This is a genomic window from Corynebacterium epidermidicanis (genome assembly GCF_001021025.1).
In the GTDB taxonomy this organism is placed as follows: Bacteria; Actinomycetota; Actinomycetes; order Mycobacteriales; family Mycobacteriaceae; genus Corynebacterium; species Corynebacterium epidermidicanis.
This window is the reverse complement of sequence record NZ_CP011541.1, coordinates 2,465,707-2,488,595: the sequence shown is the minus strand read 5'-3', so window position 1 is coordinate 2,488,595 and position 22,889 is coordinate 2,465,707. Positions and strand designations below refer to the sequence as shown.

Annotated in this window: 13 protein-coding genes; 11 read left to right on the top strand and 2 right to left on the bottom strand. The window is 59.1% G+C overall.

Annotated elements, in window-relative coordinates; all coding sequences use genetic code 11:
- Positions 1–36: 36 nt before the first annotated feature.
- Both CEPID_RS11340 and CEPID_RS13220 read left to right on the top strand, forming a co-directional pair.
- Positions 37–8,856 carry a Rib/alpha-like domain-containing protein gene (locus tag CEPID_RS11340; protein WP_047241051.1) on the top strand — a complete coding sequence of 2,940 codons (8,820 nt, stop codon included), beginning with the start codon at positions 37–39 and terminating at the stop codon, positions 8,854–8,856.
- A gap of 233 nt (positions 8,857–9,089) precedes the next feature.
- Positions 9,090–9,302, top strand: a complete 213-nt coding sequence (locus CEPID_RS13220) for a hypothetical protein (RefSeq protein WP_144413525.1) — start codon at positions 9,090–9,092, stop codon at positions 9,300–9,302.
- A gap of 48 nt (positions 9,303–9,350) precedes the next feature.
- Here the strand turns inward: CEPID_RS13220 and CEPID_RS11330 are convergent, their stop codons facing one another.
- Complete coding sequence (locus CEPID_RS11330; protein ID WP_407921600.1) at positions 9,351–11,333, bottom strand: N-acetylmuramoyl-L-alanine amidase; 1,983 nt, start codon at positions 11,331–11,333, stop codon at positions 9,351–9,353.
- A 127-nt stretch (positions 11,334–11,460) separates the two neighbouring features.
- Here CEPID_RS11330 and glf point away from each other — a divergent pair, with 127 nt between their 5' ends.
- The 4 genes from glf (at position 11,461) to CEPID_RS11310 (ending at position 14,296) form a co-directional block, all read left to right on the top strand.
- Positions 11,461–12,618: a UDP-galactopyranose mutase gene (gene glf, locus CEPID_RS11325; protein WP_047241048.1), complete on the top strand. Its 1,158-nt coding sequence runs from the start codon at positions 11,461–11,463 to the stop codon at positions 12,616–12,618.
- Positions 12,619–13,119, top strand: a complete 501-nt coding sequence (locus tag CEPID_RS11320) for a phosphatase PAP2 family protein (RefSeq protein ID WP_083984463.1) — start codon at positions 12,619–12,621, stop codon at positions 13,117–13,119.
- Positions 13,120–13,206: 87 nt separating this feature from the next.
- The gene (locus CEPID_RS11315; protein ID WP_047241047.1) at positions 13,207–13,839 is read left to right on the top strand and encodes an arsenate-mycothiol transferase ArsC; all 633 of its coding nucleotides are present in this window, start codon (positions 13,207–13,209) and stop codon (positions 13,837–13,839) included.
- A 40-nt stretch (positions 13,840–13,879) separates the two neighbouring features.
- Positions 13,880–14,296: a VOC family protein gene (locus tag CEPID_RS11310; RefSeq protein ID WP_047241046.1), complete on the top strand. Its 417-nt coding sequence runs from the start codon at positions 13,880–13,882 to the stop codon at positions 14,294–14,296.
- A 70-nt stretch (positions 14,297–14,366) separates the two neighbouring features.
- Here CEPID_RS11310 and CEPID_RS11305 read toward each other — a convergent pair whose 3' ends face one another.
- Positions 14,367–15,677: a DUF5129 domain-containing protein gene (locus CEPID_RS11305; protein WP_047241045.1), complete on the bottom strand. Its 1,311-nt coding sequence runs from the start codon at positions 15,675–15,677 to the stop codon at positions 14,367–14,369.
- Between the two features lie 119 nt (positions 15,678–15,796).
- On the opposite strand from CEPID_RS11305, the gene CEPID_RS11300 reads away from it, so the two are divergent.
- The 5 genes from CEPID_RS11300 (at position 15,797) to CEPID_RS11280 (ending at position 22,870) form a co-directional block, all read left to right on the top strand.
- Positions 15,797–17,773 carry a glycosyltransferase gene (locus CEPID_RS11300; RefSeq protein WP_047241044.1) on the top strand — a complete coding sequence of 659 codons (1,977 nt, stop codon included), beginning with the start codon at positions 15,797–15,799 and terminating at the stop codon, positions 17,771–17,773.
- A complete protein-coding gene (locus CEPID_RS11295; RefSeq protein WP_047241043.1) occupies positions 17,766–18,281 on the top strand; it encodes a phosphatase PAP2 family protein in 516 nt (171 codons plus the stop codon). Before CEPID_RS11300 ends, CEPID_RS11295 begins: the two co-directional genes overlap by 8 nt.
- Positions 18,278–19,270 (top strand): decaprenyl-phosphate phosphoribosyltransferase, encoded by a 993-nt coding sequence (locus CEPID_RS11290; protein WP_047241042.1) that lies wholly within the window; start codon positions 18,278–18,280, stop codon positions 19,268–19,270. The genes CEPID_RS11295 and CEPID_RS11290 overlap by 4 nt, the downstream gene beginning before the upstream one ends.
- Before the next feature lie 126 nt (positions 19,271–19,396).
- On the top strand, positions 19,397–20,431 hold the full coding sequence (locus CEPID_RS11285; protein ID WP_047241041.1) for an alpha/beta hydrolase: 1,035 nt from the start codon (positions 19,397–19,399) through the stop codon (positions 20,429–20,431).
- Positions 20,432–20,914: 483 nt separating this feature from the next.
- Positions 20,915–22,870, top strand: a complete 1,956-nt coding sequence (locus CEPID_RS11280; protein WP_047241040.1) for an alpha/beta hydrolase-fold protein — start codon at positions 20,915–20,917, stop codon at positions 22,868–22,870.
- Positions 22,871–22,889: the final 19 nt, after the last annotated feature.

Genomic DNA, 22,889 nt, shown 5'->3' with positions numbered 1-22,889 from the left:
TCAACACTTCTTAATTCAGGAGTTAGAAAAGGAACTATGAATAACTTGCCCCACTCGGAAGCCTCGGCTTCCGTCACCCCGCCCGTATCCGCCCGCGCCATGCGCGGAATTTCTTTTGTGGATCGAATCAAGCCGTTTGCTGCCGGTCTAGCAACGGTAGCGGCTGTCGCCACCGGCATTGTTGTCGTCGGCCACATGGGTGAGCCCACCACCGCAGAAGCCGCCACCCTCATGGCTGGCGAAATTGTCTCGCCAGGTACCGCGAACGGAACCAGCACTGTCAACGGCACCGTGTTCCTCGATCGATCCGGCTGGGGCACCGTCATCAATGGTGACGATGTGCGGATGTCCGGCGTCACCGTGAAGTCGTACTGGGTTGACGAAGATGGCGCAGTATCGCCGACCTACGTGAGCACCACCAACGCCAATGGCGACTACTCCATTTATATGCAGCCGTGGGTTGATGCCAATGGCAAGACGCACACCTTCGATGCGATCCCGGCAGAGCGACTCAGCACCTGGGTGGTCAACCCGGATCAGTCGAAGTACTACATCTCGTTCCAAGAGGCCAACGGTACGTTGTCCTCCTCGACCGGCCGTATCGCAAACTCGTGGGACCTAGCCACCAAGACGGTGACGAACAACCTGTTCGCGCTCAATGAGCGCCCAGCCGGCTGGTTGGCCTCACCTACTCCGCTACCGACCCAGCCGAAAGATGATGCTGGTTTTGTCTCGGGCATCGTCTTCGTCGACCAAAACTTCGTTGCCGGAGCTCCCAGCTACCCCACCGCCGGTGGCGATCCGGTAGTCCCAGGTGTTCAAGTGGTTGCCTCCTACCTCAACGACGAGGTCTCACGCCGTATCGACGCCTGGAAGTCTGCCAACAACGGCTACACACGCGACCAATTGAAAGCCGCTCAGCAACAGATCATCTCTGCCTACGAATCCAGCACCGGCCAATCCGCCATTGCTGAATCTGTCGTGGCCACCACCGATGCGAGTGGGCGCTACTACGCGCAGTTCAACGGTCTTTGGGGCGATTCACGCACGTGGAAAGGCATCTCGAACGCCGGCACCTATGGTGCATTGGTACCGAATGCGACCACAGGTATTTGGTCTGCAGGAGCGCTTAATTCCAAGCACGTGAACACGGATTATATGTACGTGTACCCCCTGCCGAGCAACGCCTATGACGTGCGGATGAGCTCCTTCCAGGATGCGCTCTTCCAGAACCCGCTGGACGCTGGTGCTGGTACAGGTGTAACAGTCCTTAACGGTGCTAACGGTGTGGACTTCGCCATGTATCCGGCCGACAAGGCCTTCGATATCCCTAACTTCAACAGCACCACCATGCCGGCTGGCCCGGGCGACACCGCGGTAACTAAGACGACCGGCCTTTCGGAGGGTACTAAGTACTCCATCGAATGGCGGGACCCTTCAGGCAAAGTAGTCAAGACTTGTGCGCCAGTCGCTGTGGTCGGCGCAACGATCCCGTCCTGTGACTTCACCGTCCCGGCGGACCTCAGTGCGCCAACCATCTACACGGCATACCTCATCAACGCAGCTGGTCAGTTGAGCGAGGCTGACTCTTTCATCGCCTTGCCGTTCACCACCAATTTCCCAGCCGGCTCAGTTGGCGATGCCTACCAGGGCCAAGCAACCGTCATTCCGCCGGCGGGAGCAACGGTAACTTATGCCGCTTCCGGTCTGCCTGCAGGTTTGGTTATCGACCCTAAGACTGGCGCCATCACTGGCACCCCAACCGCGCCGGGCACAACGAACGTCACCGTGACCGCCACGGTCACCGCAGCCGATGGAACTACTTCTACGCTGCAGCGCACGAAGCCGATCATCATCACGGACACCACCTTCCCTAATGGGCAAGTAGGCATAGCGTATTCCCAACCGGTAACCCCAGTGGGTCTGCCAGCAGGCGCAACCGTGAGCAATATGAAGGTCACCGGGCTGCCGGCTGGCCTAAGCTTCGACCCAGCGACCGGTTTGGTTACCGGCACCCCAACCGCCCAGGACACCAGCAACGTTGTTGTCACATACGACATCACGCTTGCCGACGGCACCGTGATCGCAGCACATGTCGACAACACCACGCTTACTGTCATCCCGGTCAATGCGCCGCTGGATACAACCGCTCCGGTTATCCAACCGATGCCGAACCAAGAAGTAACCGTCGGTACCGCAATGGCGCCAATCACGGTAAAAGCTACCGATGATTCAGGTGTAGCACCGACGATCACCGTCTCCGGCTTGAGCGACGGCATGACCTACGACCCGGCGACCGGCATCATTTCCGGCACCCCAACCGTGGTCGGCCCGACAACCATCACTGTCACCGCCACCGATGCCGCCGGCAACACCACGACCGCGACGGTCGTCGTGGACGTCTTGGCTTCCGATACCACCGCACCAGTGCTCGCACCGATTGAGGATATATCCACACCGGTCAACCAGCCGATCCAGCCAATCACCATCACGGCTTCGGACCAAAACGGCGAAGCTCCAGAGAGCACCGTGGACGGGTTGCCAGCAGACCTGGTGTTTGATCCGGCCACCAACCAGATCACCGGCATTCCAACGGTAACGGGCACCTTCCCGATTACCGTGACCGCCACCGATGCTGCGGGCAATACCACCACCAAGATCTTCAACATTGAGGTCTACCCGGTAGATACCACTGTGCCAACTGTTGATCCCATCGCGGATCAAACTGTGCATGCAGGCGATCCGATTGCACCGGTCGTCGTCAAGGCCACCGATGATTCGGGCGCGCCTCTGACTGTGACCGTGCCAAACCTGCCGGTCGGTATCCTTTTCGATCCAGCAACCAACACGATCTCCGGTACCACGGATACCCCTGGCACCTACGTCATTCCGGTGATCGTTACTGATCCTTCCGGCAATTCGACCACCATCGAGTGGACGCTGACTGTCACGCCGGCTCCGCTGACGGATAGCAACACTCCGAACTATGAACAGGGCACGGCGGTTACCGGTGGTAATTCTGCGACTGTGCCAGCACCTACCTTCGATGACCCGACGACTGCAGCAGTGGAGACCGCCCCAGCCCCAGCTGATACAACGTTCACCCCAGGAACCACTGTTCCTGCCTGGGCAACCGTGAACCCTGACGGATCGGTTACCATCGCGCCGGACGCTACTGTTCCAGCCGGTCCGGTTACTTTCGATGTCGTTGTCACCTACCCCGACGGATCCACCGATACTGTGCCGGTAACGGTCGTGGTTGTCGCGCCGGACGTACCGGCTGATACGACACCTCCAACCGTTTCTACGATCGCAGATGTGACCACGCCAGTGGGGAGCCCGATCACACCGATCAAGATCACCGCCACCGACGACAACGGCACACCTACCCTTGCCGTCTCCGGCCTGCCTGCAGACCTGACCTTCGATCCAGCAACCGGCGAAATCACCGGTACGCCTGTCAATCCAGGCAGCTACCCAATTACCGTCACGGCAGTGGACGCTGCGGGTAACAAGACCACTACCACCTTCGTCATCACTGTCACCGACTACAACTCGACGCACAATGCCATCTACGCCCCAGTTCCGGCTATCCCAGTCGGCACTGTTGCCAACGTGCCAGTACCAACCTTCGATGATCCAACAACCCCGGGTGTTGAGACCAATAAAGCACCAGCTGGCACCACATTTGAAGCCGCCCCTGAAGGCACCGTATTCAATGGGACAGCAATGCCTACTCCGCCGTGGATTGTTGTCAACGCTGATGGCAGCATCACCGCCAACCCGGACTACCGCGTTGCCCCTGGCACGTACGACGTTGCCGTATTGGTCCGTTACCCAGATGGCTCTCAAGAAATCGTGAAGGTGCCACTCACCGTAACTGCGGACAACACCGCACCCGTGATCGACCCAATCGCTGACCAGACAATTGACCCAGGCACGGCCATCACCCCGATCACTATCAAGGCAACCGATGACTCGGAGACTGCGCCGAACCTTAATGTGTCCGGTCTCCCAGCAGGCGTAACCTTCGACCCAGCCACCGGCGTCATTTCCGGCACCCCAGAAAAGTCCGGTAACTACCTGGTGACGGTCACCGCTACCGATACCCAGGGCAACCAGACCAGCACGACGTTTACTATCTACGTCAACCAGATCCCGTCGGCAACCGCCAACACGCCGCGTTACGACGGCAACTACACCGTTCCGGAAAATGGCACGACCACGATCGCGCCACCAGTCTTCGACGTCGACAACAGCGGCACCTACGAGTCGCTGCCAGCACCGGCAGGTACTACCTTCACCGCTGCCCAGGGTGCACCAACATGGGCTACGGTCAATCCTGACGGCTCCATTACTGTCACTCCGACCCCAGACGTCGCGCCGGGAACGTACTCAATTCCAGTGACGGTCAAGTATGCCGATGGCACCACCGACACCGCTATTGCAACGGTGACGGTCACCCCAGTGGCCAAGACCGTAACCAATGATCCTGTTTATCGTACGGACACCTCTGTGGTTGCCGGTGCAGCCCAACCGGCAGTTGTGCCTGCACCGACGTTCGATGACCCGAACACCAGCGCGGTGGAAACCAACCCAATGCCGGCAGGGACCACTTTCACAGTGGATCCGGCGACACCAACGTGGGTTACTATCAATCCTGATGGCTCGATCTCGGTCCAGCCACCAGCAGGAACTCCAGCTGGCCTCATCCAAATCCCAGTGACCGTTACCTACCCTGACGGCACCAACGACACGGTCAACGTGCCGGTTTATGTCGCCTCGCCTGCTGCTGCAGGGGACACCACCGCACCGAAGATCGATCCGATCGCGGATCAGACATACACCAATGGTGTGCAGATCCCACCATTGAAGATCACCGGAACTGATGATTCCGACGTCGCTCCAGCCCTGACCATACAAGGATTGCCTGCTGGACTGACCTTCGACCCTGTATCTGGTCTGATTACGGGCACCCCGACCGTGACTGGAACGTTCCCAGTCACCGTCACGGCCTTCGATCAAGCCGGTAACCAGGTTTCCGTCACGTTCAACGTCACTGTTCAGCCGCCAGCTCACAACGACGTGAATACGCCGATCTACCAGCAGGGCACCCCAGTTGCGCCAGGTGGATTCACCGGCGTACCGGCACCGACTTTTGATGATCCGCGCACCCCAGCTGTGGAAACCAATCCACTGCCGGCGGGCACCACCGTGGCTAAGGATCCTGCTCAACCAGACACCGCTCCGTGGGCAACCGTGAACCCAGACGGTTCGATCACGCTGAGCCCAGATGCCACCGTCAAGCCTGGTTCCTACGTGATCCCAATTGTGGTCACGTACCCGGATGGCACCCGCGACACTGTGAACGTGACTGTCGTGGTCACTGACCCAGCTGCTGTAGCTGATACGACGGCTCCACAAATCCAGGCCATCGGTAATCAGACCATTACCCTGGGACAGGCCATCACCCCGGTCGTGCCAGGTGTCTCGGATGCATCGACGTACACCACGTCGGTAGCCGGTTTGCCCAATGGCGTCACCTATGATCCGGCTACCAACACGATCTCCGGCACCCCGACAGCTGTTGGTACGTACCCAATCACGGTGACTGCCGTTGATACCGCTGGTAACCGCAACTCGGTGACGTTTACCGTCACGGTGAATCCGGTAGCGGTAACTGATACTGACAGCCCAGTCATCACGCCGATCGATGACCAAACCGGCACTGTAAACACGCCAATCGCACCGATCCGCGTTGTGGCAACCGATTCAACCCCAGTGACCACCGAAGTGACCGGACTGCCTGCTGGCGTCACCTATAACCCAGCTACCGGCGAAATCACCGGTACTCCTACGACCGCGGGAACCTACCCAGTGACGGTCACCGTCACCGATTCCGCTGGACACGAGACGAAGGAAACCTTCACCATCACGGTGGGTGAGGCGCCAAAGCAAGCGGACACCACGCAGCCGATCTACGTCCCGACCACCGTCCCAGCTGGTGCCACCGCAACAGTACCGGCACCGACCTTGACCAACCCGGTCAACGGTACGGTCACCTACACGCCAGCCACCGGTGTGCCAGCATGGGCAACCGTCAATCCAGATGGTTCCATCACGCTGACCCCAGGCCGCGATGTCATCCCAGGTAACGTCTCCATTCCAGTGACCGTCACCTACCCAGACGGCAGCTCGGAAGTTGTCAACGTCCCGGTCACGATTGCGCCAGCAGGAACCGTCGTGGTGGACTACCCACCAGCGACGACCGTGAAGCCAGGAACCCCAACGACGGTCACTCCGACCGTTGTCGGCGATCCAGCTGGGGCAACCTACGAGATCACCGACACCACGTTGCCGAGCCCAGCCACCGCAACGGTGGATAGCACCGGCAAGGTCACCGTGACTGTGCCGACGGGTACTGCACCAGGCGATTACACCGTGACCGTTGTGGTCAAGGTTCCGGGCCAGGATCCGATCACGGAAGTGATCACGGTGACGGTGCCACCAGCAGAGGTTGTTACGCCTCCGGACGCGCAGAACAGCGCGTTCACGCCTGCGTACAACACGGTGACTGCACCGGTGGGCGTCGCTACGCAAAGCCCGGTTCAAGGCATGACTAATGCCCCTGCGGGCACCAAGTACGCAATCAGCCAGGCAATCCTGGATGCTTGGACCGCGCAAGGCTGGATGATTTCTGTCGATCCTGCCACCGGCACTGTGACAGCAACTGCACCAGCCAGCGCGCCGAATGGCACCATCGCTGACATTGCAGTGACGGTCACCTACCCGGACGGCACCCAAGATGTGGCGATCGCACACTTCACCGCCAATAACCCGACGGTGACCACCCCGCTTATCGCGGATAACCAGAACCCGGCTTACATTCCAGCCGGTGTTCAGCCAGGGGCGACGGTTGCTATCCCACAGACGGGCGAGGCGCAGATCCCTGCCGGTACTGTTTTCACAGTGGACACCTCCACCTTGCCAACCGGCTGGACCGCTACCATCGACCCAGCCACCGGCGAAGTTAAGGTCACCTCCCCAGCGGGTGCCGCACCAGGCACCGAAGTTCACCTCACAGTCTCCGCGACCTATCCAGATGGCTCCGTGGATACGGTTCCGGTCACCGTCACGGTGGGTACCCCAGCAACGACGCTGCCTACCGCCAATATCGACTATGTGGATACTGTCGTCGCTAAGCCGTCGGAACCCGTGGTCCTCACGCCTACCGTGAACGGTAACGGTGGCGCTATCCCAGGTGGCACCGTGATTTCCGCGAACGGCTCCGGTCTGCCGAACGGCTCGACGATCAACGTAGGCACCGACGGCAAGATCACCGTCAACCTGCCGACCGACGCGCCAGCCGGAACTTACCCAGTGGTCGTGACCATCACGGTGCCGGGCATGCCTCCGGAGACCGAGACCGTCCTGATCACCGTGCCAGGAAAGACCGCTGAGTCCATCACCTACCCAAGCACCGTGCCCGCGACCCCAGGCGTGGCAACCCCAATTGCCCCGCTTATCGACGGCAAACCGGGCATCCCACCCGCGGGAACCGAAATTAAGGTTGATAAGTCTCAGTTGCCGACAGGTAGCGTTGTCACCGTCGAGCCTGACGGCACGATCAACGTCACGGTCCCTGCGGGAACCCCAGCCGGAACCTACCCGATTACCGTCACCACCACGCTGCCGGGCAAGCAGCCGGTGACGCAAACGGTGAATGTCGAGGTCGCTAAGACGGCTACGAACATCAACGCCCAGTTCGATCCGTCCTACGATCCGGAGAAGGTCACTCCTGGTACCTCGGCCGTGCTGCCGATCAAGGGCCTGACCAATGCTCCAGCAGGCACCACGTTCGAGCTGCGTAGTGATGTCCTCGCGGAACTCACCGCAAAGGGCTGGATCATCACCATTGGTGCTGATGGCACCGTTTCTGCCACTGCGCCGAGCGATGCGCTCGACGGAACCGAAGTGTCGATACCAGTGATCGTCACCTACCCGGATGGCACGATGGACGTAGCCGTGGCCCGACTGACAGTGAACAACCCAGTTCCTCCAGTTCCTCCAGTTCCGACGCCTACGGACGCCGCTACCAACGAGCCTGGCTACCAGCCAGAAACGGCACAGCCAGGAAAGCCAGTCACCATCGGCCAAACTGGGGACACCAAGCTGCCAACTGGCACCAAGTTTGAGATCGATAAGAACACCTTGCCGGACGGCTGGACTGCCACCGTCGACCCAACCACCGGCGCTGTAACTGTAACCCCAGGTGAGAACGCGGTTCCAGGTAGTGAAGGCTCCGTGACGGTAGACATCACCTATCCTGACGGCACCGTCGACCATGCTGTTGTGGTGGTCAAGGTGGACAAGGCCGATAAGCCGACCCCGCCACCTGCAGGATCTTCTGATGGCGACATCATCGCGATCATCATCGGTGGTGTGGTCGCAGGTGGATTGATTCACGGTGCGATCGGTAGCTCCGATGGCCTGTCGAGCACCGCCACCATCGGTAAGCTTCCGGACCTGTCCTCGAACATCCCAGGTAGCTCTGCTGGGAATGCTCCGGCTCCTGCGGCTCCAGCCGCACCTGCCGCTCCAGCTCCAGCTGCGCCTGCCGCTCCGGCAGATGGTGCCGCCAAGGGCGCCAATGGCCCACAGAAGGGCATTGACCCAGCCCAGCCGGCTAAGGGACAGCCTGCTGCCCGTGCCGATCAGTCCACCAATAAGGGACCGGTACGCAAGGCCCTCGCGCAGACCGGTGTTGCTGCATTCCAGCTCGTCATGTGGCTCGGAGCGATTTTCCTCGCCCTGGGCGTTGCGTTGAGCATGGTAGTGAAGCGACGTCGCAAGTAATAACCGGCCAGTGAGCACCTAGGTTAGGTGCTCCGGACGGCGAGCAAGGCCCCACGTGTTGACCAGTGATTCTCACTGAGTCAGTGCGTGGGGCCTTTGTGTTGTGTAGTTTTGCGCTTTGGATGTGCCCCGCATAGCCGACAGGGATTGCCTTTGAAGTGGTACAAAATTTGCGGCGCATTCTAGGGGGCAGTGCATCATTCCAGAGCATTGATCCTTTTGGAGTATTTGTTGTGGCGCTTCCTCCGCGTCACTGGCTGCGGATCGCAGCGATCCCAGGTAGCAACTGCTGCGGACACGACGCACTGGCCACAGTTGCCGTTTTGACCCAACCGCAGGACCTGGTCGACCAGCTTGCCTATGACAACGCGTTTGCCAACCGCGCGCACAATTGCCTACTTAATCCCAAACAACGCCTCCATCACGGCAAAACGAAACCCAGCTAGCGGGGAGAATCACTAGCTGGGTTTAACGTGCGCAGTGCGCAACCTTGATTAGTTCTGGTGAACCTGCGTTTGCTGCGTGGCTGGGTCGTACGTGATGAAGCCATGCTGGAAGTCCATGCGGGTGAGGTTTCCGGCTTGGTATTCTTCGGATGTTGGTAGGCCGAGTGGGCCGGCATCGAAGCCTTGCGCTGCCCAGGCATTACCGATTCCGCCGTGCACCGCGTGGGTGCCGGTGGCGGGGTTCTTCACTACGATGCCGTTTTCGTGCTTTTGCACTGCAGTTTCTCCGGCGTATTGGACGGTGCCTTGGGCCTTGCCAAGAGCGCCGGCGAGCTTCGCGGCGGTAGCTGCCATCTCTGGGTCGGAGGACAGGGCTTGAGCTTGTGCGAGTTTTCCTGGGATGCTCGTGATATCGATTCCACCAATTTTTGGTGTTCCCCCATCAACGGTAATAAAGCTTGGGAGTTTGCCCTGGCCAGCGAGGAAAGTCAATGCCAAGCCCAAAACAGTGCCGGCGACGGAAAGGATCGCGGTCATATCTCCGGAGCGGAGCGCGCTAATAGTGTCGAGTACCGAGGCGAGCTTGTCCGCCCCTGTGCCACCCGTAGTTTTTCCACTAGGTGCCGGTACAGATGCTTGCGTGTTACCACTCGGCGCAGGCGCTGGCGCGGCACCACCCGGCGCTGGAGCTGGAGCTGGTGCTGGGCGCCCGTTGGTCAGGGAATCGTACTTGGACTTCGCAATCGAGCGAATTCGACCCATTTGGGCGTATCCCGCATCGCCAGGGCAGGTCGTGGTGCCGACATCTCGGTGGGCGAAGATGCGTGGCAGGGTGACGGCAGCGCCAGCTGGGTACTTCGAGTAAGAGGTTCCCTCGGAGTAGTGAGTGTCACTGCCGGATGGGTCGAATCCGGCCACTTTGGCGCGCCAGCCTGCGAGTTCGCCTACGGACTTGATCGTTGCTTCGGACGGGGTCACGGTGGAGTAGTTGCCCATCATGGAAATTGCCCAGGTGTTCTCGTTGAAGCCACCGGCGTGGGCTCCCATCACCGGCTTGTTCAGGCCGCCGTATCGACCTTCAAAGATGTTGCCGTATTTATCGACCAGCGACTGGTATCCCACGTCGCACCAGCCCAGGGTCTGGCCGTGGTACTGGTAGATGCCTCGAACAATGCCCGCCGACTGTGCCTCGGTGTAATTGTTTGAACCAGCGGTGTGGTGAATGACGATCGCATTCGTAGGGTCCGTGTAGTCCGGGTTGGGCTGGCAGTTCTTACGGATCGATTCGTCTGCACCCCAGCCGGCGCGCGAGATTACTCGCGGCATTCCGTCGGCGTCAGCCATAAGCTGCACGCCGTTCGTAGGCTGGCTAGCGTCGGCTTTGCCGTCGATGAACACGGCTTCCAGGTCGGTGGTCTGCACGTCAGCGACCGGCTTGATCGCGCCGTAGTTGGTGGGGATTGCTGGGATGCCCGAAGGCTGGCCTGGCTTTTCGACGGCCGCCGGTGTCGGAGTCATGTCGACACCGAGCAGCGAGACCTGGACTTTCTTGGTGGGTTCGATGTAAATCGGGTCGGTGCCGTTCTTTCCGGCACCTTGGTTTTCACTCGTGGGCTCTGCCGAGTACCAAGGGGTCCAAGAGCCGTCGGCACGCTGGCCGCGGAAGTGGGCAACCACGTCGCGCTGGCCCTGCCAGGTGAGTGCGAACATGGAGAATTCTTCGCCACGGGTGAATTCCTTGACGGCCTTTGCGCCGTCGCCGCCCTGGCCGGAAATGGCTGGGTCGTTGACGGTGACGGTTGCGCCGTCGTTGAAAGATGCGGTCTGGACGCTAGCGGTGACCGGGGCGATTGCTTCGCCCTGGGTGTGGAGCACCCGGCTTCCGCCAATGCCGACGGCAGCTGATGCGACCAGCGAGGTGGTCACAAAAAGTGCCCACAAGGGGCGTGTGGGTTTCGCTGAAATGCGTCGTCTTTGCGGCACAGTGTTTCTCCCTGATGATAATGGTGCAGCTGGGACAGTCGTGAGCATTGTTGATAGTAGTGCACAACGTGACTAAATGATAGTCAAGTGACTAATGTTATTGGCGGACATTCGTGGGAGTGTCCTACGCGCGTCGATAAGCGCACTGCCGGGTGGGGGCTTTAGAGTAGATGTCATGACTTATGACCTCATCGTGGTGGGCTCCGGCCTGTTTGGACTGACAATTGCGGAGCGGGCTGCAAGCCAACTCGGCAAGAAAGTGTTGATTGTGGAGAAGCGCCCCCATCTTGGTGGCAACGCCTATTCCGAGGCAGAGCCGGAGACGGGTATTGAGATCCATAAGTATGGCGCGCATTTATTCCACACCTCTAACAAGCGGGTGTGGGACTATGTCAACCAGTTCACTTCGTTCACGGACTACCAGCACCGCGTGTTTGCGATGCACAAGGGCACCGCGTACCAGTTCCCGATGGGCTTGGGGCTGATCAACCAGTTCTTCGGCAAGTACTACTCGCCGGAGGAAGCCAAGAAACTGATCGCAGAACAGGCATCTGAGATCAACTCCGAGGACGCCACCAACCTCGAAGAAAAGGCCATCTCGCTGATCGGCCGCCCACTCTATGAGGCATTCATTCGCGACTACACTGCCAAGCAGTGGCAGACCGACCCCAAGGAATTGCCTGCCGGCAACATCACCCGCCTGCCGGTGCGCTACACCTTTAATAACCGTTACTTCAACGACACCTACGAGGGCCTGCCGGTTGACGGCTATGCTGCGTGGCTGGAGAAGATGGCGGAGCACGAGAACATTGAGGTTCGCCTGGACACGGACTGGTTTGAGGTTCGCGATGAAGTCCGCGCCGAGTCCCCGGAAGCACCGGTTGTGTACACCGGCCCGCTCGATCGCTACTTCGATTACTCCGAGGGCAAGCTGGGTTGGCGCACGTTGGACTTCGAAACCGAAGTCCTTCCAGTGCAAGACTTCCAGGGCACCCCGGTGATGAACTACAACGATGCCGAGTTCCCATACACTCGCATCCACGAGTTCCGCCACTTCCACCCGGAGCGCGAAGGCAAGTATCCGGCCGACAAGACGGTCATCATGAAGGAATACTCGCGCTTTGCCGACGAAAACGACGAGCCATACTACCCAATCAACACCCCAACGGACCGCGAGATGCTGCTGAAGTACCGCGAGCTTGCCGACGCCGAGACCGCAGGCAATCGCGTCTTCTTTGGTGGCCGCCTGGGTACTTACCAATACCTGGACATGCACATGGCAATCGCTTCGGCGCTCTCCATGTTCGATAACAAGCTCGCTGAGCTCCTCTAGTTGACCACTCTTGACCATGTGGTGTGGGACTTTCTTGTCTCGCACCGCAGTTCTTTATTGACTAGCGTCATCGTGCCGTTTTCGGTCTGGTCGGCGCCGCGCTATGTTTTTGTCTTGCTCTGTGTGGTCGCCGCGTGGCACCGACGCTTTTCGACGCTCATCCCGGGGATCCTGGCGCTGGTAGCCTCGCCTCTGCTCAAATATCTTTTTGCGCGTCCGCGCCCGCCGCTAGCTGAACAGTTGGTGCACCACTTTGATGGCGCGATGCCGTCGGGGCATGCGCTGATGGCCGGTGCTGTCGCTATGTTGGTGTGGTTGAATCTCGGTTGGCGGTGGGGAAGTATCGCCTGGTCGTGGGCGCTTGCTGTTGCTTTTTCACGGCTTTATCTCGGGGTGCATTGGCTGACAGATGTCGTAGTGGGGCTGGTTCTTGGCGCGCTGCTTACTTTGGGCTGCCATAAGACACAGCTCATGTTTGGGAAAACCCACACAGAAGAGTAAAGTTAACTTCAGGTAAACAAATGGATTCTTGTTGGTTAACAAGGTGCTGATTGGCTCCGCACGACAAGGGATCCCGGAGAGGAAAACATGTCTGCTCGTGAGTTTGAAATTATTCGTGAAGACCTGCACCGTCGCTATGGCCAAGCCGTCGAAGAATCGCTGATTAACTCTGTGTTGGATAGCGAGATCGCTGAGCAAACCGCGACGGCAAAAGTGCAAGCCTTCCTACCAGTGATGGTGGAGCGGGAAGTGTCGGAAAAGCTGGAGCAGCTCGCCGAAGAAGCCGGTTTTAGCAAGGGCGCCCGCAAGGAAATTCTTTTCGTCGACGCGCACAATGGTTGCCGTACCCAACTGGCAGCCGCAATTGCTCGCCACTATTCTCATGATGGAGTTTTCGTTCGCTCTGTAGGTCTTGAGCCGCAGGGTGGCATTAATCCTGCGGTATATGAAGTGCTTGGTGAACGTGGCATCCGTTCGGACTTCCTGTATCAGAAGGAAATCACACCCCGCGTTTCTCACCGCGCTGACCTCGTCGTTTTGCTGGGTGTAGATGAGATCCCAGGGGTGCCGGGTGATCGCTACCTCAAATGGGACATCTCCGTATCCAAGACCCCAGGTGTGGAAGAAATCCGCGGAATCGCGGACACGCTCGAGGCGAATATCAAGGATTTGCTGATCGAGCTTGATGCCTACGAAGCGCCTGCCAAGGTGCATGCATAAAACTCGGTGATGTGTCAGCAGACCTGGGTAGGCTGCAGGTATGACTAATTCCTTGCATCCATACTTCGGTTTTGCAGGCAATGCTGCCGAAGCCATGACCTTCTACCAGTCCGTCTTCGGTGGCGAACTCCAAATCATGACCTTCGAGCAGGGTGGCGCAGGCGAATTCGCCTCGAATCCCCAGGCTGTCATGCACTCTCAGCTGATCGTCAATGAGTCCTGGTTCCTGATGGCCGCGGATTCCGAAGATGCCACGAGCGAGGGCCACAGCACCCCACGCATCACCGTCGCCATTTCAGGCTCCGACAACCAGCTTGAAGCACAAACCGCGCAGTTCAACAAGCTTGCCGAAAGCGGCAACGTTGTAATGCCACTCGAAAAGCAGATGTGGGGCGCGGTGTACGGACAGGTAGTCGATAAGTTTGGCGTGACCTGGCAGTTCAATATCGGCGGCTAGTTCGCGTTCGAGTTACCAAATACACAAGGTGCCTTTCCCCATGGAGAAGGCACTTTTTTGGTTGGTAGTGCTACCAGCTCGAGGACCCGCCGCCTCCGGAGAACCCGCTACTGTAGGAAGAATCCACCGACGAGGAACTGGATTCGGCCTGGATTGCGTCGTCGTGCCAGGTATTCATCAAGGTGAAGGACACATAGCTGTGGTAACCATAGCCTGGGGCCCAACCGGACTCGTAGATGCGGGGCACGCTGCCCTTTTCTTGGCCTTTCAGCTTCTGTTCTTCGGCAACCAGCTTGAAGAAGAGCGCAGTGTCATCGAGCAACCGGGCAAAGGTGTTCATGAACTCGGGCGAGTGCACATCGATGGTTTCGGTGAGGTCAACAAGACGCTGTCCCTCCAGGTAGTGCGCCTGGGTTTTCAGCGTTGCTTCCCGGAGGTCAACCCGGATCCGGGACAGCTCGTTCCTTCGAACAGTTTCATCGCCGCGCTCCATATTGGACAGCGTCTCGATGTTAGTGGCCGCGGTCTTCATTTTTTCGGTAGCGTCTTTCATCTTCCCGATGTCCTTCGCGTACTTGGCGAAGACTCCGTCCGCTGCGCCAGCCAGGTCAGGTATACGTTGCTGTAGCTCGTGGACGGAAAGGAATTGACTCTTGACCTCATTGAATTCTCGGCGCAGTTTTTCGTCGGCAAGCGGCGAGGACAGGTTATGCGCCATGATGTCAATCTCGCTGAAACGCTGGGCGACATCCGCATAGTGCTTGGAAATATAGTCGAAGTTTTCGCGGGCCTTCTTGATCTTGTTGCGACGGATGACAATCGGCGTGGCGATCAGGGCAATGAACCCGCCGAGAGCGGCCATCCCGCCGGCAATCCAGCCACCAATTCCAGAAGATTCCTCGAGCGAGGCTTTGGTCATAGCGAAGAGTCCGGCGGCGTACCTGCCGGACTTAAAGGAATCTTTGCCAGCATCGAGGGACTTTTCTAGGTGGCTGTTGCCGTCGAGGTTGAGTGCTGCGCACACGTCATCACCGCAGTAAATGCCATTGCGACGGGGGTCGAGCCCCACCGCGACAATGAGCACACCAGGTGCCCACTTCTTCTGATCGCTCGAGACCCAATCGGGGTGCTCCGATTTCGCGAACTTTTCGACGGTGTCGTTGAACTTCGAGTCATTTGTAGTGAGAAGCACATAGTGTACGTGTTTCACCTGCTCGGGAAATTGGAGCTTGGCGGTTTCCGTGGTCAAGAAGCTGCGATCGCCGTCGCTGAGTTCACCACTTTGGGAATACACCGTTACATCCACGGTGGCCGCACTTGCTTGAGGTAGGCCCAACAGGGCGAACATAATGGTAATGACTGCGACGAGAATGCGCTTCATGGCACTATTGTGGCCCTGGGCCTACGAAATGTCTAACGCAAGCGCGGGTGAAACCGCAGATTCACCCCGCGGGCAACTAATCTGGATACGAAGCGAAATACGTGATTGAAAGGTTGGCAATGAGCGATTCTTCGCAAGGTACGAAGAAGGCAGTGGAGCAGCTGCAAAGAGTCCTGCTGCCCAAGCGTGGCGAGCCACAGGACGTGCGCACGCTGTACTTGCTCGAAGCCGAGCAGAATAAAGAACGCGCTACCTGGTCCGACCGATTCTCCCTCACCATTCCTGCCGGGGCAGAGGTTTCTTTCCAGACTTACTTCAATGCCTTTGCCGCCAGCTACTGGCGTCGCTGGTCTCAGCTTTCTTCGGTGATTTTGAAAGTCGAGCTGGAGGGCGAAGCTCGCGTAGACATCTACCGCTCCAAGATCGACGGCTCCCGTATTGCGGTCGAAGGTGACCTGGTTACAGGGGCGGGCGAGTTTGAAATTTCCCTAGCACCGTTTGAAGACGGTGGCTGGATCTGGTTCGACATCACCGCCGAAACCGAGACGACAATCAAGGAAGCGGGCTGGTGGGCCCCAGTCGCCCCTGGCCCGCAGACCCTGCCGAATGGCACTCAGGTAGGGCCGTTTGAAAAGCGTGTCACCGTTGGCATTCCGACGTTCAATCGCCCAGCTGACGCCGTGGCGGCCCTGGAAGCACTGGCAAGTGACCCTGCCGTTGACGCTGTGATCGACACTGTCATCATGCCTGACCAGGGCAACAAGCACCCAGCCGATGAGCCGGGTTACCAGACTGCCACCGAGCACTTTGGGGACCGCTTCTTCGAGTTCCGCCAGGGTAACCTTGGTGGCTCCGGCGGTTATTCCCGCATCATGTTTGAGGCTCTCGGTGGCGTCGATGGTGCTGGTGAGGCAGGGGCGAAGAAGTCCCCATACATCCTATACATGGATGACGACATCGCCATCGAGCCGGACTCCATCCTCCGCGCGCTGCAGGCAGCCCGCTACGCGAAGTCCCCGATCCTGGTTGGTGGTCAGATGCTGAACCTGCAGGAACGCAGCCACCTGCACTCCATGGGTGAGGTTGTGGGGCGCCACGACTTCATGTGGACGTCTGCACCATACGTGCACTACGACCACGACTTCGCCCAGCACCCACTGTCTGATCGCGGCAAGCCGGGCGACAAGCCAGGCACGCGCAACTCCTGCGACCTACACCGCCGTATCGACGTCGACTACAACGGCTGGTGGATGACCATGATTCCACGTGTTGTCGCCGAAGAAATCGGCCAGCCACTGCCGCTCTTCATTAAGTGGGACGACGCCGAGTTCGGCCTGCGTGCGGGTGACCACGGTTACCCAACCGCTACTTGGCCAGGCATCGCGATCTGGCATATGGCCTGGTCGGACAAGGATGACGCCATCGACTGGCAAGCCTATTTCCACCTACGCAATCGCCTGATCGTGGCTGCGCTGCAGCACACTGGCCCGGTGGACGGCATCATCAAGTCCATGCAAAAGGCTACGGTCAAGCACCTGGTCTGCATGGAGTACTCCACCGTTGCGATCCAAAACGAAGCGATGAAAGACTTCCTCGCGGGCCCGGACCAGCTCTTCGACATTCTCGAGTCTTCGCTGCCACGCATCAACGCGATTCGCAAACAGTTCTCTGATGCCGTGGTGCTGCCAACCGCTGCCGACCTGCCCAAGCCTTCGGGAGCTCCGGGCGTTCCAATCAATGACATCGGTGGTCGCTTGGCTCCGGTAAAGAAGGCCGTGTGGGCGCTTAAAGGTCTGAAGCACACCCTGACCAAGGAAAACCCGGAGCATCACGAAGTACCTCAGGCAAACCTCGCGCCAATTAATGCTCGTTGGTTCTCGCTGTCGCGTCTCGACGGCGCCACGGTTACCACGGCTGACGGCCGCGGCGTGGTCTACCGCAAGCGCGACCGCGCGAAGGCCGAGGAACTGTGGAAAGAGTCACGACGCCTCCAGAAGGAAGTGGCTGAGCGCTTCAGCGAACTGCAGGACAAGTACCGCGCTGCCCACCCACAACTAACCAGCCGAGCGGCCTGGGGGAAGATCTTCAATGTTTAGCAAGTCGAGTAAAGAAGCTGACATCCTCGTCGAGGTGCAGCGCGCATTGCTAGGTCGGCCAGGGGTCGTCGGCACCGCGCGTGGGATGAGTCTGTTCGGTGAGCATGCCGCTGGTTGGTTGGCGCTTGGTGCGGCGGGGGCGGTCGTCGATAAGCCTCGGCGACGTAAGTGGGTAGCGCTTGTCGGGGCGGCCTTCGTGAGCCATGCGGCTAGCGTTGTGATTAAGCGCATTGTGCGGCGTCCGCGCCCCACGGATCCGCGGATCGAGATTGGGGTTGGTACGCCGTCAAGCTTGAGTTTCCCTTCCTCGCACGCCACCTCGACCACGGCTGCGCTCGTGAGCCTGTCGATGCTGTTGGGGAAGAAGTGGCCACTGCTGGGCGTGCCGTTGATGATGCTGTCGCGTATGGTACTTGGAGTTCACTACCCAACAGACGTCGCTACCGGCGCTGCGTTGGGCGCCGCCACCGCGGTTGCGGCTAGCGAAATTGAGAAGAGGAGCGCATGACTCACCCCGAGCAACGGTTCGGCGACTCGGAACCGCACACCGAAGGCATCGACACCCTGAAGAAGCGCCGCCCGCCGAAAAACCTTGCCGACGGCATGATCAAGGCCCTGCGCCCCAAGCAGTGGGTTAAAAACGTCCTCGTTCTGGCCGCACCGGTGGCCGCAGGTTCGGAGGCGTTGCTCGACCAGCGCACGCTTATCGACGTCACCATCGCTTTCGCTACCTTCTGCATGGCAGCTTCCGCGATCTACCTGATCAACGATGCTCGCGATGTGGAAGCGGACCGGGCCCACCCCACCAAGCGGTTCCGTCCAATTGCGGCGGGCGTGCTTCCTGTTTCTTTGGCGTACGTCATGGCAATCGTGCTCATGGCTGGGGCAATCGGGTTGTCGTTCCTGGCCTCGGCGGGCAGTTCGCTGGCGATCATCGTCGCGGTCTACTTGGCACTGCAGCTGGGCTATTGCTTCGGTTGGAAACATCAGCCGGTGATCGACATCGCTTTGGTTTCCTCCGGCTTTATGCTGCGCACCATGGCCGGTGGTGTGGCTGCCGGAATCGTGTTGTCGCAGTGGTTCCTGCTGGTCGCAGCCTTCGGCTCTTTGTTTATGGCCTCCGGTAAGCGGTATGCGGAGATCTTGCTCGCGGAGCGTACCGGCGCGAAGATCCGCAAGTCGCTCGAAGGCTATACCCCCACTTACCTGCGGTTCGTCTGGACGCTGTCTGCTACCGCCGTCGTGATGTCCTACGCCCTGTGGGGCTTTGACATGAGCCGAATCACTGAGGCGCATGGTTCTGTCTGGTACCAAATTTCCATGGTTCCGTTCACGATTGCCATTTTGCGTTTCGCAGCAGATGTCGATCGCGGAGATGGTGGGGCCCCGGACGAACTTGCCTTGTCAGACCGCACTTTGCAGACGTTGGCAATCCTCTGGGTGGCCTGCATTGTAATGGCGGTGTACGTTTCTCCGATGTTTCCAGCAGTGAACTAACTTTCCAACTGGGGCTTGCATAGGCAGCCTATTGGTGTAAGTTCAAAACAGTAACGAATTGGTCACTATTAGTTTAGTGCTGCCGCAAAAGGCTGGCTGAAAGCTGGTTGTACACCGAGGAGAAACATGAAGATTGCAGCTCGACTGCGTCAAGCAACTAAGAAGTTAGCGGCGACGATGGTAGCCACCGCGACCGCCGCTAGCTTGGCGGTCATCGGTGGCGGTGTCGCACACGCAGACAACCGCGACTGGCTCCGCCCAGACGCTACCGGCGCCTGTGACTGGGATGCCGCGATGTACTGGGTGCAGCGATGCGACGTCTACTCCCCAGCCATGGGACGCAACATCCCAGTGCTCATCCAACCAGCACAACGCGGTGGCGATGCCGGCTTCTACCTCCTCGACGGCATGCGCGCCGACGACAACCAAACCGGATGGACTAAGTACGTCAACGCAGCTCCTGCCTACGTCGATTCTAACCTCACCCTGATCATGCCGGTAGGTGGCGCTGGGTCTTTCTACACAGACTGGAACGGCCAGCCGATGATGTCCTCGCAGCTTTCGGGCGGGTCCCGCACCTACATGTGGGAAACCTTCTTGACCGCGGAACTTCCGGCATACCTGCAGCAGAACTTCGGCGTTTCGCCGACCAACAACTCGATCGCCGGCCTGTCCATGGGCGGCACCGCCGCGCTTAACCTCGCAGCCCGCCACCCAGGCCAGTTCCGCCAGGCAATGTCCTGGTCGGGATACCTGACCACTACCGCTCCAGGCATGCAAACCCTGCTGCGCATCGCACTTCTTGACTCGGGCGGATTCAACATCAACGCCATGTACGGCGCTATCATCAGCCCACGTCGTTTCGAAAACGACCCGTACTACAACATGGCCGGCCTGGCAGGCAAGGATGTTTACATCTCCGCGGCCACCGGTGCTTGGGGACCTGGCGATTGGAACCGCCCGATCAATGAACGCATCATGGGTTCGGGCCTCGAAGCCCTCTCGCGCATGACGACGGTCGCATGGGAAAGTAAGGCACGTCGTTCCGGACTGAACGTCACCGCCGATTACGCCCCAACCGGCATCCACAACTGGGGCATCTGGAACGACCAGCTGTGGAAGACCCGCAACCGTGTCTTGGACGTCATGGGTGCTTGGTAAAAGCTAACTGATCAGGCTGCCACCTACTTTCGGGTAGGTGGCAGTTTTGCGTTTGGGGGCGGGGCTGATGCTTGGGCCGTGTCATCTATGGTGCATCAAACTACCAGAATTGGTGGTTTTGCCGGGGTTTTCTGCACTTTCATGCACCATAGCTGACGTCCCTACCAACTAACCCCGAAAGTCCCACTAGTCCCAAAAATAACTTGGGGGTACTGGTGTGTCACTACCGTCAGAGTCTAAAGTTGAACTTAAACTTGACGCAGTCTTCGGTTTTGAACTAACTGGTCTCGCCCACACGAGCCCGATGACATTCACAACCGCAAGCGGCGAAAAATTTATACGCTGCGTCACGCCGGCCGGAAGCGGGGAACTTTCGGGCTCGTGGCCTAGCACAACCGCGCCTCCGCGCAAGCACACTGCAAGCACACGGGGGTGCGGTGCGTTCCACATGTATATCCTCACATCTCAACAAAAGGAATTTCCATGCGTGAAACTCGCTCTGCTCGGCGACGTTCCCTTCAACTAGCCCTGGCGGCGGTTCCTGTCGCTATCGCGATTGGTTTGAGCCCTCTTAACGCTCCTCTCGTCGCTCAGGCGCAAAGCTCCGGCAGCTCGGATCTGCTTGGTGGTGTCAAGAAGCAAACCGGAATCTCGGACTACCTCGATCCAGGTGAGGTGCCGCAGCGTACCCCTATCAAGACGGACCACCCAAAGTTGGAGGGGCTGCCAGCCGGAGTTTCGATTGATCGCGTCGAGTGGCTCACCGATCGTCGAGTAGCTGTGTTCATCAACTCTGCAGCGATGCCGGAGCACCCAATTCAGGTGCAGATTCTATTGGCGCGTGACTGGCACTCTAACCCGAAGGCGAAGTTCCCTGAGGTGTGGGCGCTAGATGGCCTGCGTGCCGTGGACACTGAGAACGGGTGGACGATCCACACCAATATCGAGCAGTTCTACGCTGACAAGAACGTCAATGTGATTCTGCCGGTCGGTGGCGAAGCGTCCTTCTACACCGACTGGGAAGGCCCAGCCAAGGACAAGAACTACAAGTGGGAATCCTTCCTGCTCAACGAGCTGCCGGCCGTGCTGCAAAATGGTTACCGTTCGAACGGACAGCGCGCCATCACCGGATTGTCCATGGGTGGCACCGCGGCGATGAACCTGGCTCAGCATCGCCCGGATATGTTCAACTTCGTTGGTTCCTTCTCGGGTTACCTCGATACCACGTCCACTGGCATGCCAGACATGCTGCGTGGCGCCCTGGTTGAGGGGGGCGGCTACAACGTCGATAACATGTGGGGACGGCCGATCAACCAGCGCTGGATCGACAACGATCCAAAGTTGGGTATCGAAGCACTCAAGGGCAAGACCATTTACGTCTCTGCAGGTAACGGTGTCGATGACTTCGGCAAGCCAGGTTCTGTTGCCACTGGCCCATCCAACGAAGCCGGTAAGGGGCTCGAGGTCATCTCGCGCATGACCACCCAAACCTTCGTTGAGCGAGCTAATCGCGCGGGTGTACCGGTGGTGGCACAGTTCCGCCCATCGGGTATCCACAACTGGCCATACTGGCAGTTCGAGATGTCGCAGGCGTGGCCATACATCGCTGACTCCCTTGCTCTGAAGAAGGAAGACCGCGGTGCGGACTGCACCACTATCGGCGCCATCGCCGAAGCAACCAAGGGTGCGCAATGGGGCGCTTGCTTGAACAATGAGTACCAGGTCAAGGGCGGTGTTTCCCAAGACTTCAGCACGGGGCGCGCGTTCTGGTCTGCCGAGACTGGTGCTCACGTCCTGCAGGGCCGGATCAGTGCGCGTTACGCCGAGATGGGCGCCACCGATTCCTGGCTGGGCTTCCCGACGTCCAATGAGATCGCCACTCCGGACGGCAAGGGTCGCTTCGTGACATTCCAGCACGGCGTGATCTACTGGACCCACGAGACCAACGCCCAGGAGATCCCAGCTGACATGTTCAACGCTTGGGGCCGACAGGGTTGGGAAACCGGCGTGCTCGGCTACCCAACCGCAGCGCCACAGACTATTGACGGTGCTATCGTCCAGAAGTTCCAGGGCGGTTGGGTCGTGCGTAACAAGGCGAACGAATCCTTCTACGTACGTGGCAAGATTGCCGAGAAGTACGGCGAGCTCAACACCGTCAAGTCTGCGCTCGGAGCCCCAACCTCGGATGAGTTCCTGATCCCTGGTGGTGCGTTGCAAAACTTCGAAAATGGTTCCATCTACTGGAACGCCGCTACGGGCGCCCACGTGGTCATGAATGGTGCTATCCGTGACACCTGGGGTGCCAACGGTTGGGAGAATGGTCGCTATGGCTGGCCAACCTCTGACCTCACCAAGGTTCCGGCTGGTGGGGATCAGCAGACCTTCCAGCACGGCACCATCAAGCAGCTCAACGGGCGTATTGTCGAAGAGCCACGCTAAATCCAGTTGAAGACGTCGA